This is a genomic window from Kineococcus gurbantunggutensis (assembly GCF_050871925.1).
GTDB lineage: Bacteria > Actinomycetota > Actinomycetes > Actinomycetales > Kineococcaceae > Kineococcus.
The window spans coordinates 1-15,702 of the sequence record NZ_JBJLSG010000116.1 but is presented as its reverse complement, the minus strand read 5'-3'; the positions used below and the strand labels follow the sequence as shown (position 1 = coordinate 15,702).

At 74.4% G+C, this 15,702-nt stretch carries 12 protein-coding genes; 4 read left to right on the top strand and 8 right to left on the bottom strand.

The window, feature by feature from the left end; translation table 11 throughout:
- Window positions 1-107: 107 nt before the first annotated feature.
- Both ACRYR7_RS18325 and ACRYR7_RS18320 read right to left on the bottom strand, forming a co-directional pair.
- Window positions 108-1,235, bottom strand: a complete 1,128-nt coding sequence (locus ACRYR7_RS18325; protein ID WP_432573549.1) for a magnesium and cobalt transport protein CorA — start codon at window positions 1,233-1,235, stop codon at window positions 108-110.
- 122 nt (window positions 1,236-1,357) lie between these two features.
- Window positions 1,358-1,678, bottom strand: coding sequence for a hypothetical protein (locus ACRYR7_RS18320; RefSeq protein WP_432573548.1), 321 nt, complete (start codon window positions 1,676-1,678; stop codon window positions 1,358-1,360).
- Window positions 1,679-1,817: 139 nt separating this feature from the next.
- On the opposite strand from ACRYR7_RS18320, the gene ACRYR7_RS18315 reads away from it, so the two are divergent.
- A complete protein-coding gene (locus ACRYR7_RS18315) occupies window positions 1,818-2,534 on the top strand; it encodes an SDR family oxidoreductase (protein WP_432573547.1) in 717 nt (238 codons plus the stop codon).
- Window positions 2,535-3,016: 482 nt separating this feature from the next.
- Here ACRYR7_RS18315 and panD read toward each other — a convergent pair whose 3' ends face one another.
- The 4 genes from panD to tnpA all read right to left on the bottom strand — a co-directional run bounded on the left by panD (window position 3,017) and on the right by tnpA (window position 7,750).
- Window positions 3,017-3,424, bottom strand: coding sequence for an aspartate 1-decarboxylase (panD, locus tag ACRYR7_RS18310; protein ID WP_432573546.1), 408 nt, complete (start codon window positions 3,422-3,424; stop codon window positions 3,017-3,019).
- A 100-nt stretch (window positions 3,425-3,524) separates the two neighbouring features.
- Window positions 3,525-4,517 carry a zinc-binding alcohol dehydrogenase family protein gene (locus ACRYR7_RS18305; protein WP_432573545.1) on the bottom strand — a complete coding sequence of 331 codons (993 nt, stop codon included), beginning with the start codon at window positions 4,515-4,517 and terminating at the stop codon, window positions 3,525-3,527.
- A gap of 129 nt (window positions 4,518-4,646) precedes the next feature.
- Window positions 4,647-7,085: a phosphoketolase family protein gene (locus ACRYR7_RS18300; RefSeq protein ID WP_432573544.1), complete on the bottom strand. Its 2,439-nt coding sequence runs from the start codon at window positions 7,083-7,085 to the stop codon at window positions 4,647-4,649.
- 233 nt (window positions 7,086-7,318) lie between these two features.
- Window positions 7,319-7,750 (bottom strand): IS200/IS605 family transposase, encoded by a 432-nt coding sequence (tnpA, locus tag ACRYR7_RS18295; protein WP_432573543.1) that lies wholly within the window; start codon window positions 7,748-7,750, stop codon window positions 7,319-7,321.
- 35 nt (window positions 7,751-7,785) lie between these two features.
- Here tnpA and ACRYR7_RS18290 point away from each other — a divergent pair, with 35 nt between their 5' ends.
- Together ACRYR7_RS18290 and ACRYR7_RS18285 are read left to right on the top strand one after the other, a co-directional pair.
- Window positions 7,786-8,904 (top strand): RNA-guided endonuclease InsQ/TnpB family protein, encoded by a 1,119-nt coding sequence (locus ACRYR7_RS18290; protein ID WP_432573542.1) that lies wholly within the window; start codon window positions 7,786-7,788, stop codon window positions 8,902-8,904.
- Between the two features lie 374 nt (window positions 8,905-9,278).
- Window positions 9,279-10,280, top strand: a complete 1,002-nt coding sequence (locus tag ACRYR7_RS18285; RefSeq protein ID WP_432573541.1) for a metallophosphoesterase family protein — start codon at window positions 9,279-9,281, stop codon at window positions 10,278-10,280.
- A 66-nt stretch (window positions 10,281-10,346) separates the two neighbouring features.
- Here the strand turns inward: ACRYR7_RS18285 and ACRYR7_RS18280 are convergent, their stop codons facing one another.
- On the bottom strand, window positions 10,347-11,552 hold the full coding sequence (locus ACRYR7_RS18280) for a glycoside hydrolase family 53 protein (RefSeq protein WP_432573540.1): 1,206 nt from the start codon (window positions 11,550-11,552) through the stop codon (window positions 10,347-10,349).
- Window positions 11,553-11,610: 58 nt separating this feature from the next.
- Complete coding sequence (locus ACRYR7_RS18275) at window positions 11,611-14,046, bottom strand: beta-galactosidase (protein ID WP_432573539.1); 2,436 nt, start codon at window positions 14,044-14,046, stop codon at window positions 11,611-11,613.
- Between the two features lie 266 nt (window positions 14,047-14,312).
- Here ACRYR7_RS18275 and ACRYR7_RS18270 point away from each other — a divergent pair, with 266 nt between their 5' ends.
- Window positions 14,313-15,671 (top strand): ABC transporter substrate-binding protein, encoded by a 1,359-nt coding sequence (locus ACRYR7_RS18270; protein WP_432573550.1) that lies wholly within the window; start codon window positions 14,313-14,315, stop codon window positions 15,669-15,671.
- Window positions 15,672-15,702: the final 31 nt, after the last annotated feature.

The window sequence follows — 15,702 nt, the reverse complement described above, 5'->3', positions numbered from 1 at the left end:
GGGCGCGCCGCCCGCACACAACGGGTATGGGCCTGCGGGTCCACGTCACCGACTACCCGGGCTGACCCCGGCGGGGGGTGGCCCGGGCACCGGCGGGGGCCACCGCCTCACAACCAGCCGCGCCGCTTGAACAGGTGGTACAGCAGGAAGCAGGTGCCGAACATCAGCGCCAGCGCCAGCGGGTACCCGTACGTCCAGTCCAGCTCCGGCATGTTCGCGAAGTTCATGCCGTACACGCCCGCCACCACCGTGGGCGCGAACAGGATCGCCGCCCACGAGGAGATCTTCTTGACCTCCTCGCTCTGCGCGTAGCTGGCCTCCGTCAGCGAGCGCATCTCCTCGTTCTGCCGCTGCGCCACCAGCGTGGAGTTCACCGTGAGGATGTCGCGCAGCTGGCCGCGGAAGTTCTCGATCCGCTCGGCGGCCACGGTCACGTGGTCGGCCACGTCGCGCAGGTAGCGCTGCAGCTCCTCGTCCACCCGGTACTTCTCGAACCCGTCGGTCAGGCCCTGCAGCACCGCGCCCAGCGGCACCACCGCCCGCTGGAAGTTCGCGACCTCCCGCGACAGCTCGTAGATGCGCCGCGACACCTTCGGGTCGCCGTCGAAGACCTGCACCTCGATCTCGTCGATGTCGTTCTCCAGCCCGCGCAGCACCGGCGCGTACCCGTCGACCACGGCGTCCAGGATCGCGTACAGCACCGCCTCGGTGCCCAGCGCGAGCATCTCCGGGTCGCGCTCCATGCGGCTGCGCACCTGCGCCAGGTCCGGGGACTCCGCGTGCCGCACCGTCACCACGAAATCCGGGCCGATGAACAGGTGCAGCTCGCCGAACTCCACCTCCTCGGCCGCGTCGTCGTAGCGCGCCGCGCGCAGCACCACGAACAGCGTGTCGCCGTAGCGCTCCAGCTTCGGGCGCTGGTGCGCCACGATCGCGTCCTCCACCGCCAGCTCGTGCAGGCCGAACTCCCGCGCCAGCGACCCCAGCTCCGTCGCCGAGGGCCGGTACAGCCCGATCCACGCGATGCGCGCGCCGTCCTCGTGCAGGCAGCGGTAGGTGTCGGCCAGCGTGCCCGGCGAGGCCACCCGGGCGCCGCGCTCGTACACCCCGGAGTCCACCAGGCTGCTGCGCCCCAGCGGCGCGGAGGGGATGGCGCCGTCCTGGGCGAGGTTGCGCGTGGAGGGCACCGCACCTCGGCGCCCCAGGGACGACAGCGGGACGCGACGCCTGGCCATGACGGCACCTCCGGGCTCGGCGGGACACGGGCACCCCATCATCCCCCGTGCGCGCCACCGCCCCCCGCCGCGCCCCCGCCGCGTCCCCACCCGCCCCCGCCGCGCCCCCGCCGCGCCCCCGGTCAGGTCCGCTCGACGTGCGCGCGCACCAGCGTGCCGTCCTCGCTCGTCCACCCCTTCGACGTCGCGTGCGCCACCATCGCCGCGAACCCCTCCAGCCACGGCGCCTCGTCCGGGCCCTGCGCGCGCAGCCAGCCCAGCCGCAGCCAGACGTGCTCGCCCCCGGCGTCCAGGTGCCCGGCGCCGGCGTCGCGCAGCGCCCCGTCGACCGCGTCGGCGGGCGCGTCCGCGGCCACCGTCGCCGACAGCCGCCGCAGGTCGTCCACCCCCCGCGCCGCCACCCGCGCCCCGCCCCGCTCCTCGTGCCGCACCTCGACGTCCACCGCGCCCCTCCGTCCGCCGGCGCCGCCGTGCGCGGCGCACCACGCCCGGAGCCTGCCACGCGGGCGCACCGCCCGCGCCGGTCCGCGCGGGCCCGCCCCCGAGTGGTGATCACCCCCGCGCGGGTGCTCTGCTCGAGGCGTGGACATCGACGGCAAGGTCTTCCTGATCACCGGCGCCTCCTCCGGGATCGGCGCCGCCACCGCCCGCGCCGCCTCGGCGGCCGGCGCCAGGCTCGTCCTCGCCGCGCGGCGCCTGGAGCGCATCGAGGCCCTGGCGGCCGAGCTCGGCGACGCGGTGGCCGTGCGCACCGACGTCACCGACCCCGCCCAGGTCCACGCCGCCGTGCGCGCCGGCGTGGACACCCACGGGCGCATCGACGTCCTCGTCAACAACGCCGGCCAGGGCCTGCACTCGCCCCTGGAGGAGGTCGACCCCGACGACTTCCGCGCCGTCCTGGACCTCAACGTCGTCGCCCCGCTCGTGGCGCTGCAGGCCGTCCTGTCGGTCATGCGCGCCCAGGGCGGCGGCAGCGTCGTGGACGTCAGCTCCGGCACCTCCCGGACGGTCCTGCCCGGCGTGGGCGCCTACGCCGCCAGCAAGTCCGCCCTCAACGCCCTCTCCGCCGTCGCCCGCCGCGAGCTGGCCCCCGACGGGATCGTCGTCTCCACCGTCTACCCCTTCATCACCGCCACCGAGTTCCACGACGTGCTGCGCGCCGGCTCCCTGCGCCGGCGCCCCGGCGGCCCGCCGCCGCACACCCCCGAGCAGGTGGCGGAGGCGATCCTCGGCCTCGTCCGCTCCGGCGAGGAGGAGGCGGTGCTCGTCCCCGAGGGCTTCGGGCCGCCCGCTCCCTGAGGCCCCTGCTCTGCGCGGGGTCGCGCGGGGTCGCGCGGCTGGGTTCGCGTGGCTGGGTGGGGTGGCCTGCGGCGGGTGGGGCGCTCGGCTCTCCGCCCGCTGCCGGGTGCACCACCGCGTCCGGGTGCTGCGGGCGGGCTCCGGACGCCGAGCGCCCCACCCGCCTCCGGCCCGTCCCGGTGCTGCGGTCCCGCGGTGCTCGGGTCGTGCCCCTGACCCAGTGCGCACCCCTCCACCTGTGCCGTGACCGTGCACGCTCGAGGACTGAACCTCGCACGACTACGGTGATCAAGGAAGTTGCCACTTCCTTGATCACGGCGGGTCATGAGCTTGGGCCGCGCACGAGGTGGGGTCGGAGGGTGACGGAGAGCCCGGCGCGCGGGACACCACGGCACCTGAGCACGAACCCGCCCCGCCGGGCACGAACCCGCCCCGCCGGGCGCGAACCGCAGCACCGAGCGTGAAGCCGGCCCCCGCAGCGCCTAGCGCGACGAGACCTGCTGCGGCACCCCCGGCACCGGTTCGGCCGGGTCGCTGCCCAGCGCGACCACCCGGTTGCGCCCGTCGACGTGCACCACGTGCGGGCGGTGCGCGGCGCGCTCGGCCTCTTCCACCTCGACGTAGGAGACGACGATCACCAGGTCGCCGGGGTGGACGAGGTGCGCGGCGGCCCCGTTGACCTTCACGGCGCCGCTGCCGGCCTCGCCGACGATGACGTACGTCTCCAGGCGGGCGCCGTTCGTCACGTCCAGCACCTGCACCTTCTCGCCCTCGACGAGGTCCGCGGCCCGGCACAGGTCGGCGTCCAGGGTGATCGAGCCGACGTAGTGCAGGTCGGCCTCCGTGACGGTGGCCCGGTGGATCTTGCCGTTCATCAGCGTGCGCCGCACCGCTGCTCCCGTGGTCCTCGCGCGGGTGACCCTCACCCGAGCGGGGAGTATCCCTCCGCCGGGCCGGGAGCGGGCGGGTGCCCCCGGCGGGTGGGGGGCGTCAGCGGTGCACGACGACCTTGCCGACGGTGCGGCCGGTCTCGAGCAGGCGGTGCGCCTCGCGCAGGCCCGCGGCGCTGAAGTCGTCGATCGCGGTCCTCAGGGTGGTGCGCAGGCGGCCGGCGTCGACGAGGGCGGCGGTCTCGGCGAGCAGGCGCCCCTGCTCGGCGACGTCGGGGGTGGTGAACATCGAGCGGGTGAACATCAGCTCCCAGTGCCAGGCGATGCTCTTGGTCTTCAGCGGGAACAGGTCCAGCCCGACCGGGTCGTCGATGGCGACGACCTCCCCGAACGGCTTGAGGACCTCGGCGAACGCCTCGACGTTGCCGGTGCTGTGGGCGCTGAAGAGCAGGTCCACGCCGTCGGGGGCCACGGCCCGCGCGGAGGCGACGAGGTCGTGGTGGTCGACGACCTCGTCGGCGCCCAGGGCGGTGACCCACTCGCGGGACTCGGGCTTGCCGGCGCCGGCGAGGACCCGCAGTCCGGTGCGCAGCTTGGCGAGCTGGACCATGATCGAGCCGACGCCCCCGGCGGCGCCGAGGACGAGCAGGTCGCCGCGGGAGGACCCGTCCAGGCGCAGGCGCTCGAACAGCGCCTCCCAGGCGGTGATGGTGGTCAGCGGCAGGGCGGCGGCCTCGGCGAAACCCAGGGTGGCGGGTTTGCGGGAGACGATGCGCTCGTCGACGGCGTGCAGCTCGCTGTTCGAGCCGGGGCGGGTGATGTCGCCGGCGTACCAGACCTCGTCGCCGGGGCTGAACCCCTCCACCGCCTCGCCGACGGCCTCGACGGTGCCGGCGGCGTCCCAGCCGAGCACGCGCGGGGCGCCCTGGCGGTCCAGGCCGGCGCGGACCTTCACGTCGACGGGGTTCACCGAGACGGCCTGCACGCGCACGAGCAGGTCGCGCGGGCGCAGGTCGGGCACGGGGAGGTCGACGTCGACGAGGGAGCCGGGGTCGGAGATCGGGAGCCCGTCCAGGGCGGCGATGGCGCGCACGGCCCCATGGTGGCACCCGGCCGCGCCCGGAGCGGTCCAGGGTGCGTCGCGCCGAGGGGCACCGCCCGGTGGCGCCGTGCCGGCGGTGCCCCCGGGCGGTGCGGTGCGTTCAGGTCGGTGCGGGTCGGCTCAGGTCAGCGTGGTGGAGTCGCCCAGGGACCAGTCGCGCACCTCGGGCATGTCCTCCAGGTGCTCCACGACGTACTCGTGGTGCCGCGCGAGCTGGGCCCGGCAGTAGTCCACGAGGTCCGCCGCGCCGGGCGGCAGGCGGCGGGCGTTGTTCAGCGCGTCCATCACGAGGTGGTACCGCGAGGCCCGGTTGCGCACGGTCATGTCGAAGGCGGTGGTGGTGGTGCCCTCCTCGACGAACCCGCGCACGTGGAAGCGGTCGGCGTCGGGGCGGCCGTGCACGACCTGGTGGATCGCCCCCGGGAAGCCGTGGAAGGCGAACACCACGTCGACGGAGTCGGTGAACAGCTCCCGGAAGCGCAGGTCGCTCGTGCCGTGCGGGTGGTCCTTCGGGCGCTGCAGCGCCATGAGGTCCACGACGTTGACGACGCGGAAGCGCAGCTGCGGCAGCCGCTCGCGCAGGATCTGCGCCGCCGCGACGGTCTCCATCGTCATGACGTCCCCGGCGCAGCCGAGCACGACGTCCGGCTCGGCCGCGCCGTCGTCGTTGCCGGCCCAGTCCCACACCGACGCCCCGCGCCGGCAGTGCTCCACGGCCTGCTCGACCGTGAGGTACTGCAGCTGGGGCTGCTTGTCGATGACGAGGAGGTTCACGTAGTTGCGCGAGCGCAGGCAGTGGTCGGCCACCGACAGCAGGCAGTTCGCGTCCGGCGGCAGGTAGATCCGCGAGACCTCGGGCCGGTGAGTGATGGCGACCTGCAGCAGGCCCGGTCCCTGGTGCGAGAACCCGTTGTGGTCGTTGCGCCAGGCGGTGGAGGTGAGCAGGATGTTCAGGCTGGGCACGTCCGCGCGCCAGGGCAGGTTCCCCGCCTCCTCCAGCCACTTGGCGTGCTGCACGGTCTGCGAGGCGCTGACCATCGCGAACGCCTCGTAGGTGGCGAACATCCCGTGCCGGCCGGTGAGGGTGTAGCCCTCCAGCCAGCCGTGGCAGTTGTGCTCGCTGAGCACCTCCATGACCCGCCCGCCGCGGCTGATCGAGACGTCCTCGGGGTACGTGCGCTCGGCGAACGCGCGGTCGGAGACCTCGAACACCGCGCCGAGCCGGTTGGAGTTCGTCTCGTCGGGGGAGAAGAGGCGGAACGTGCGGGGGTTGCGGGCGTAGACGTCGCGCAGCAGCTCGCCCAGGCGCCGGGTGGACTCCGCCCGCCCGCCGGCCGGGCGGTCCACGCGCACGGCGTAGTCGCGGAAGTCGGGCAGGTCCAGGTCCTGCGTGAGCAGCCCGCCGTTGGCGTGCGGGGTGGCGCTCATGCGCAGGTCGCCGTCGGGGTTGGCCGAGCGGACCAGCTCCACGGGGGCGCCGGAGGCGTCGAACAGGTCCTCGGGGCCGTAGGAGCGCATCCACCGCTCCAGCAGCCGCAGGTGCCCGGGGTTCTCGCGCACCCCCGACAGCGGGACCTGGTGGGCGCGGAAGGTCCCCTCGACCTGCACGCCGTCGACCTCGTGCGGGCCGGTCCACCCCTTGGGGGTGCGCAGCACGATCAGGGGCCAGCGCGGGCGGGGCGCGTCGGCGGGGGCGTCCTGGGCGCGGGCGGCGGCCTGGATGCCGCGGATGCGGCCCCAGGCCCGGGCCAGGACGTCGGCGAATCGCTCGTGCATGCCGGGCAGGTCCTCGCCGCCGACCTCGAGGACCTCGTAGCCGTGGCCCTCCAGCAGCGAGCGCACCTCGGTGGGGTCCTTGCGGGCCAGCACGGTGGGCCCGGAGATCTTCGCGCCGTTCAGGTGCAGCACGGGCAGCACCGCGCCGTCGCGGGCGGGGTCGAGGAAGGAGATGCCCTTCCAGGAGCCCTCCAGCGGCCCGGTCTCGGCCTCGCCGTCGCCGACGACGGCCAGGGCCAGCAGGTCGGGGTTGTCCATGACGGCGCCGAAGGCGTGCACGAGCACGTACCCCAGCTCACCGCCCTCGTGGATGGAGCCGGGGGTGGTGACCGAGACGTGGCTGGGGATGCCGCCGGGGGCGGAGAACTGCCGGAACAGCCGCGTCATGCCCCCGGTGTCCTGCGTGACGTGCGGGAACCTTTCCGTGTAGGTGCCCTCCAGGTAGGCCGCCGCCACCAGGGCGGGGCCGCCGTGGCCGGGGCCGGTGAGGAACAGCGAGGGCTGCCCGGTGCGGCGGATCAGCCGCGACAGGTGCGCGTACGTGAAGGACAGGCCAGGGCTGGTGCCCCAGTGCCCCAGCAGGCGCGGCTTGATCTGCTCGGCGCTCAGCTCCTCGCCCAGCAGCGGGTTGGCGCGCAGGTAGATCTGCCCGACGGTCAGGTAGTTGCAGGCGCGCCACCACGCGTCGAGCGCGGTGACCTCCTCCGGCCGGATGCGGGCCAGGGACTCGACGAGCTCCGCGGTGGCGTCCTTCCCCGCGGTGGGGGCGTCGGTGGTGGGCATGACGTGCTTCCTCCTCGGTGGACACGTCGGCCCTCGTGCGTGCCGACGCTGCGGACCAGGACCCTCCGACCCTAGGCCGGGGCGGGGGCGGCCGCGTCCGGAACGGCAGAGGGCCTGAGCGGCTGTCTCGCCGTCAGCCGAGAGGCGACCTCGCGTCACCCGATGGTCTTGTCCGACCTCGACAGACCCCGATGAAGGGGTGGAGAGGCAGCCGAGCAGTGCCCCACGAGTCGTCAGCGTGCTCCACGGCGTTGGGAGTCCAGGTAGCGGGTGAGCACCCCCTCCGGGGCGTCGGAGCTGCAGCCGGCGTAGTACGAGGGTGACCACAACTGCTCACCGCCCAGCTGCTGCGCCACGTGCTGATCGAACTCCTTGCGCAGCAATCGTGACGAGACGCCCTTGAGGCTGTTGACCAGTCGCGAGATCGCCACGACGGCCGGGTACCGCACGTGCAGGCGTACGTGGTCGTCTGTGCCAGTGAAGGTGATCAGCTCGGCGCCGAAGCCTGCGCACACCTCGCGCATGACCTCCTGGCAACGCACCAGCATTGACTCCGTCAGGGCACCGCGCCGAAGGATGGTGATGAAGACCAAGTGTACGTGCAGGTCGTTCACCACCATCCTGCTCCTGCGATTGGTGGAATCCAAAGGCCATCGAGGTGACATAGACCAAACTGTACTGGTCCACTATGATCACAGCCGTGAAGATCGTCGTGCCTGTACGGCTCTTCCCCGAGCCTGCGCAGGAAGCGGCGTTGCGGGCGACGCTGCGTGCCTGCAACGCCGCTGCGAACGACGTCTCCGTCCTGGCCTGGCGGTCCCAAGTCTTCCGTCGTGTCGGGCTGCAAAAGATCGCCTACGTCCATGTCAAGGCCACCCACGGTCTGGCCGCGCAGGCGGCGCTGCACGTGATCCGCAAGGTCGCTGACGCCTACGTCCTGGACACCAGGACTCGGCGCACCTTCAGGCCCGAGGCGGCGCAGCCGTTCGACGACCGGTGCCTGTCCTGGCAGATCCCCGAGGCCGAGGGCGCTGTCGAAGGTACGGTGTCGATCTGGACCACCGCTGGCCGGATGAAGTGGGTGCGCTTCCGGTGCTCTATGGACCAGATGCGCGCCTTGCGCGAACACCGCAAGGGTGAATCTGACCTCGTGCACCGCGACGGCATGTGGTTCCTGCACGCCACCTGCGAGATGCCGCAAGTCACGCCGTTCACCCCGCGCGGCTGGATCGGCGTTGATCTGGGCATCGTCAACATCGCCACCTCTGACGGCACCCGCTACAGCGGTACGGCGCTGAACCGTGTGCGGCAGCGCCACCGACGCCTGCGCACCAAGCTGCAGGCCAAGGGCACGCGCTCCGCCAAGCGGCTGTTGAAGAAGCGGTCCAGGAAGGAGTCGCGTTTTGCGACCGACGTGAACCACGTGATCTCCAAGAGCATCGTGGTCGAGGCTGAACGCACCGGCCGAGGCATCGCCGTCGAGGACTTGACGGGGATCCGCGCCCGGGTACGGCTGAGAAAGCCCCGACGGACCACGCTGCACTCCTGGTCCTTCCGCCGATTGGGCACCTTCCTGGCCTATAAGGCTCAGCGCGCCGGGGTGCCGCTGGTGGCGGTGGACCCGGCGTACACCTCCCAGACGTGCAGCCACTGCGCGTACCAGGGGAAGACCAACCGGGTCAGCCAGGCCCGGTTCATGTGCAGGTCGTGCGGCGTCGTCGCGCACGCCGACCACAACGCAGCCCGCAACATCGCTGCGCGCGCCGCGCGTGGTGAGGTGGTGAGCTGGGCCGTTGTCGACCGGCCACACGCAGCCTGAACCATCATCGCCAGTGATGACCAGAGCCGCGAGCCTCCGCGACATCCAGAGGCAGTCGACCGACACTCAGGACACGCGTGTGTGCTACCCGAGCGCCATTCTTGGGACACCTGCGTTCCACCTGTCTTCCACTTGGCCAAGCCAGAGTCGTGCCTGACCACTGCCATGAGCCCGTACTCCTGGAGGACCCTATGAGCGAAAGCACGTCCACCCCCCTCGGCAGGCGTCGGCTGCTCGGGCTTGGGGCCGCCACCGCAGCCGGTGGTGCGCTGGTGGCGCAGGGAGCTACAGCCGCACCTGCCGCTGCGTCGGGAAGGCGAGGACCGTCCGGGGGGCAAGGCCTGTCCTTCTCCCGCGAGGGCACCTTCCGCGTCGTGCAGTTTAACGACACGCAGGACAACCACCGCACCGACGTGCGCACGATCCAGCTCATGGAGCGCGTCCTGGACCGCGAGCAGCCGCAGTTCGCGCTCATCAACGGCGACGTCGTCAACGGCGACATGACCACCGCCGAGCAGGTGCGCCAGGCCTACCACCACGTCGTGCTGCCCATGGAGGAGCGCGGGATCCCGTGGGCCATCACGTTCGGCAACCACGACGAGGACTCCGCCGCGGCCACCGGCATGACCGAGCAGCGCATCCGCGAGTTCCTGTCCGGCTACCGCCACCACGTGGGCGCCACCGCCCGCGGCGTGAGCGGGGACTCCAACCAGGTCCTCACCGTGCGCTCCTCCCGCGGGCGCGGGCCGGGCTTCGCCCTGTGGCTGCTGGACTCCGGCCGCTACTCCCCGGAGACGATCGCCGGGCAGGAGGTCGAGGAGTACACGTACGAGACGATCCACGCCGACCAGGTCGCCTGGTACCGCGAGCAGTCGCAGGTCCTGGAGCGCTGGGCCGCGGCGCCCGTGCCGGGGCTGATGTTCTTCCACATCCCGCTGTGGGAGCACCGGTTCCTGTGGTTCGGCTCGCCCACGGAGTGGACCGAGGAGTCCCACGCGCGCGCGGTCGTCAAGCACGGCATCACCGGCGAGCGCAACGAGCGCGAGTACACCGCGCAGTTCAACCCCGGCCTGTTCCACGCCGCGCTGGAGCGCGGGGACGTCAAGGGCGTCTTCTGCGGGCACGACCACGTGAACACCTACGTCGGGGACTACTTCGGCATCCAGCTCGGGTACGGCCCCGGCACCGGGTTCGGCACCTACGGCCTGGAGGGCGATCAGGTGCACCGCCTGCGCGGGGCGCGGGTGTTCGACCTGGACGAGCACCACCCGGGCGTCTTCAAGGAGACCCGCACCGTGTTCGCCGCGGACCTGGGCATCGACCTCTCGCCCGAGCCGCAGCCCCTTCAGACCCCGAAGCCGCTGTCGCACCGCTGACCGTCCCGCGCGGGCGCCCGACCGCTCACGACCGGGCGCCCGCGCGGTCTCGCCGCCCGCCGGGCCTCAGCGCGGCGGGCGGAAGGCGGCCAGCGCCGGCAGGGCGCGGCCGTCGTGGTCGAACATCGTCAGGTTGTCGTTCGGGTTGCCGGCGCCCGGTTCCCAGCCCACGCCCGGCAGCCACGCCGGCTCCCAGGCGAAGAAGCCCAGGCAGCGGCGCTGCGGCACCGACAGCAGCACCTCGCGCAGCGCCTCGAAGTAGGCGGCCTGGCCCTGCGGCGTGGCGGGGAAGCGGTCGGCGTCGGGCAGCTGCTCGCGCCGGGCGATGAGGTTCTCCAGCCCGTCGCCGTCCTCCAGCGTCCACGGGTAGGCGGTCTCGACGAGCACGAGGTCCTTGCCGTAGCGGGTGGCCAGGTCGTGCAGGTTGGCGCGCAGGTCGTCCAGCGAGCCGTGCCAGAACGGGTAGTACGACTGGCCGATGACGTCGAGGTCGACGCCGCGCTCCAGGACGTGGTCGTAGAACCAGCGCGAGCCGCCGTTGTCGCCGCCGCGGTCCACGTGCACCATGACGGGCACGTCGCGCCGGCGGGGGTGCACGTCGCGCACGCCGGCGATCCCGGCCTTCAGCAGGGTGGTGAAACCCTCCCAGTCGTCGGGCCGCCCCGCGCGGTACACCTGGCCCAGCGGCCACAGCATCCCGGCGGTGACCTCGTTGCCGACCTGCACCATGTCCACGTGCGCACCCGCCGCGCGCAGGGTGCGCAGCGTCTCGGCGGTGTAGGCGCGCACCGTGCGCGCCAGGGTCGGCAGGTCCTGCCCGGCCCACGCCGCGGGCGTGGTCTGGTGCGCCGGGTCGGCCCAGAAGTCGGAGCAGTGCAGGTCCACCAGGACCTTCATGCCCGCCCGCTTCGCGCGCAGCGCCAGCTCGACGGTGGAGGCGGTGCCGCTGTACCCGGCGGGCGGGTCCACCCACACGCGCAGCCGCACCCAGTTCGCGCCGTGCGAGCGCAGCAGCTGCTCGGCGGGGCGGGCCCGGCCGCGCTCGTCGAGGTAGCGCGCGCCCGCGGCCTCGCTCTGCAGCAGGAAGGACAGGTCCGCGCCGCGCACGGCCAGGCCCGGGCCGCCGCCGGGACCGCCGGCGGGTTCCGCGGCGGCGGCCGACGGTGCCGCGGCCAGGGCCGCGGCGGCGACGGGCGTGCCGGCCAGCGCGGCCAGCAGGCTGCGCCGGCGCAGGTGCCCGGTGGGCGGGGTGGGGGAGGTGGTGCCGGTCATGGCGCTCCTTCGCGTCACGAGGGGTAGGGGGGAGGGGGCGGTGGTCCCGCCCCTCCGGTCAGCCCGCGGGGGCGGGCTCGGTCCAGGTCGCCGCGTCGACGACCCGCACCGCGTCCACGGTGCCGAGCTGCTTGTCCGCGCCGGCCAGGCGGGCGGCGGCGTCGGCGGGCAGGTGCACGGGGGCGCCGACGGCCAGCGGCAGCAGGTGCAGCACCACCTCGCTGCCGGCACCCGCCCCGGCGTCGCGCAGGGACACCGTCCAGCGCGAGCCGTCCCAGAACCGGTCGGTGACGGCGCGCCCGTCCACGCGCAGCTCGGCGACGTCACCGGCCCAGTCCACGTGCAGCAGCGGGTCGCGGCCCGGCTCGCCCGCCCACGCGGGCAGGTGCAGGCGCAGCACCGCGGCGTGCTCGTCGAAGGCGGCCGGGGAGGGCGCCGAGGCGCGCCCGTCGAGCTCGCCGTGCAGCACGGGCACGGTGGCCGACGCCTCGCGCAGGGCGCTCACGGGGACCTCCTCCTGCCGGGCGGCGGGGCCGGTGCGCCGCAGCGGCAGCGCGGTGAACGCCCGCGCGGCCGGGTCGTAGGCGCGCACACCGGGCTCCCCGCCGCCGGCGCGGCAGGTGACGGCGCCGTCGGCGCCCCAGGCCAGCGGCGCCGCCGAGAGCAGCAGGCGCCGGGCGGTGCCGGTGGTGCCGGGCTCGACGACCCAGCTCTGCCGCGCGGCGGCGGCGGGCAGCACCAGCAGGTCCAGCGCGCCGCGCGGTCCGCGCACCCGCAGGGGCTGCTCACCGGGCTCGACGTCGTGCACGAGCACGCCCTCGTGGGCGCGCCCGGGCAGCACCTCGCCGTCGGGGGCCTGCACCGAGGTGCCGGCCGGGACGGCGACCTCGCAGGGCACGCCCTGCTCGGCGGTGAGCACCAGGACCGGCACCCGCCCGGGCAGCACCGTCAGGGCCGAGGCGGTGGCCCACTCCAGGCGCGCGCCGCCCAGCTCCAGGCGGAACGGCCAGCGCGCCAGCGTCCCGGCCGGCACCGGCACCGGGCGCGAGGGCAGCACGAGCGGTTCGCGGGCGCCCACGCGCACGGCGAAGCGCGCGCCGGGGTGGCCCGGCAGCGGCACGTGCGGCTGGTGCCAGGAGACGAAGAGGAACCCGTCGCCGCGCTCGGCGTCGGCGCGCACGGCCCAGCGCAGCGTCGCGGTGTCCTGCACGCCGGCCGGGCGCACCTCGGGCAGCGAGGAGGGCATGTCCGCCAGGCGCTCGCCGAACGCGGCGAGGAAGGCGTGCTGGCGGCGCAGCTCGGCGTGGCTGGGCGCCAGGGTCCCCGCCTCGCCCACGGGGGCGTGGAAGTCGTAGCCCAGGCGGGGCACGTCGTTGGGGTAGCCGGTGGCGTGCGACTCGTGCGTGCCACCGCCGCCGTCGGGGCCGCCGCCGGTGCCGGCGGGGTTGGTGCCGCCGGCGTACATGTAGTAGCCCTGCCAGGCCGAGCCGTTGCCGATCTTGCAGTGGGCCACGGCGGCCACGTCGAGGGCGGCCGGGCGGGGGCGGCGGTGGTAGGCGGTGGCCATGCCGCCGCCGAGCTCGCAGGTGGCCGGCGGGAAGAGCGCGGAGGGGCTGCGCGGCACCTGGTCCGCGGTGCCGGCCGGGCCGGCGGTGCCGGTGCGGGCGCGCACGTCGGCGCCGATGCCGGGGTCGTCCCACACGTGGGAGAAGAAGAAGTGCTCGCGGAAGGTGGGGTCCCAGGGGGCGTCGGCGTCCACCCAGAACCCGTCGCCGTACCCGCCGTACAGGGGCAGGACCTCGCCCTCGGGCAGCTGCGCGCTGCCCCAGGCGGTGGCGGTCCACAGCGGGGCGCCGATGCCGGCCTCGCGGGCCAGGCGCTTGAGGGTCAGCAGGTGCTGCGGCTGGTCGTACAGCTCGTTGTCGAGCTGGACCGCCAGCACCGGCCCGCCCTGCGCGCGGGCGCGCCCGCCCAGGGCGGCGCCGACGCGGCCGAACCACTCGCGCACCAGCTCCAGGTAGCCGGGGTCGTCGGTGCGGTGCGCCACGTCCGCGGCCTGCACCCAGTCGGGGAAGCCGCCGTTGCGGGTCTCGCCGTGCACCCACGGGCCGATGCGCAGCACCACGTCCAGGCCGGTGCGCGCGCACTCGTCGACGAAGGCGGCCAGGTCCAGGCCCCCGGTGAAGTCGGCGCGGCCGCGCTCGGGCTCGTGGTGCAGCCAGACGACGTACGTGGACACGACGGTGACGCCGCCGGCGCGCACCGCGCGCAGCCGCTCGGCCCAGCGCTCGCGCGGGACGCGGCTGTAGTGCACCTCGCCGGAGACCGGCACGAAGGGGCGCCCGTCGCGCTCGAGCCACCGGTCCGTCAGGCCCAGCCCGGGGCGGCGGTCCTCCTCGTTCGCCATCCGCGGGCGCACCGGGGGCGTCGCCCAGGGGTGGTGCACGAGGGCGAGGGGCGCGGTGGCGCCGGTGGCGGGGGGTGGCGTGGGCACGGGAGTCCTTCCGGGGCGTCGTCGCCGGCCGTGGCGGGGGACCCGCCGGACCGTGGGCTGCCACCGTGGCTGTGATCGGTCACAGGGCAGTGGTGGCACGGTAACCGCGGTGCAGCAGCGCTGTCGAGGGGCCGGCGGGTGACTTGACAACCGGGCCCGCGGCGCCGACTGTAACCGGTCACAGGCCGCCGACGCCCCGTGCGGCCCTCAGCTCACCGCGACGACGCGGCGAGGTCGATCGAGGAGGATCAGTGCGTTCGAAGCCGATGTCCCGCGCCGGCCGGCAGCCCGCGAGCAGCGCCCCCGCGTCCCGTCCCAGCCGCCGGCGCACCCTGGCCGCGGTCGCCGCCGCGAGCCTGCTGCTGGCCGCCGGCTGCAGCGGCGGCGGGGACGCCGGCACCGGCGGAGGCGGCGACGGCCCCGTGGAGCTCACCTTCTGGACCTGGGCGCCGAACATGGAGCAGGTCGTGCAGACCTGGAACGAGACCCACCCGGACGTCCAGGTCACCGTCAACAAGCAGGACGGCGGCGACGCGGCGGTCACCAAGCTGCTCACCGCCGTCAAGGCCGGCAGCGGCGCCCCGGACCTCATGCAGGCCGAGTACCAGAAGATCCCCACCCTGGTCTCCGCCGACGCCCTGGCCGACGTCTCCGAGCACCTCGGCGACGACGTGGCCGGCGCCTTCCCCGAGTCGGTGTGGAACAGCGTCACCCTCGGCTCCGACGCGGTGTACGCCGTGCCGCAGGACTCCGGGCCGATGGTGTTCGTCTACCGCGCCGACCTCTTCGAGCAGCACGGCATCGCCGTGCCCACCACCTGGGCCGAGTACGCCGACGCCGCCCGCAGGGTCCACGCCACCGACCCGGCGACGTTCCTCGGCACGTTCTCCGCCAACGACCCCGGCTGGTTCGCCGGCCTGGCCCAGCAGGCCGGGGCCTCCTGGTGGGGCGTGGACGGGGAGGCGTGGAGCGTCGACGTCGACTCCGAGGCGACCCGGCGGGTCGCCTCCTACTGGGGCGGCCTCGTCGAGGAGGGCGTCATCGACAACACCCCCATGTACACGCCCGAGTGGAACGCCGCCCTCAACGACGGCAGCCAGGTCGGCTGGATCGGCGCCGTGTGGTCCCCGGCCGTGCTGGAGGGCATCACCCCCGACACCGCCGGGAAGTGGGCCGCCGCTCCGCTGCCGCAGTGGGACGCCGCCGCCCCCGCCGGCGGCAACTGGGGCGGCTCGGCCACCGGCGTCACCACGCAGTCCGAGCACCCCGAGCAGGCCGCGGAGTTCGCGCGGTGGCTGAACACCGACCCCGCGGCCGTCGAGGCCCTGGCCGACGTGTCCGGGGTGTACCCCGCCGCCACCGAGGCCGCCGCACAGGCGCTCACCGACCCGCCGGCGTTCATCTCCAACCAGCCCGACTTCTACGACGTCGTCGGCCGGGTGGCGCGGACCACCAACGACTTCACCTACGGTCCCAACGTCAACGTCGCCTACAGCGCCTACACCGACGCCTTCGGCGCCGCCGCCGAGCAGCGCAGCGCCGCCGCGTTCACCGCCGCCCTGGCGAGCATCCAGGAGACCACCGTGGACGACCTGGAGAACACCGGCTTCACCGTCGCGAAGTGACCGACCGCGGTGCGGCGCGCCGCCGCGCGCC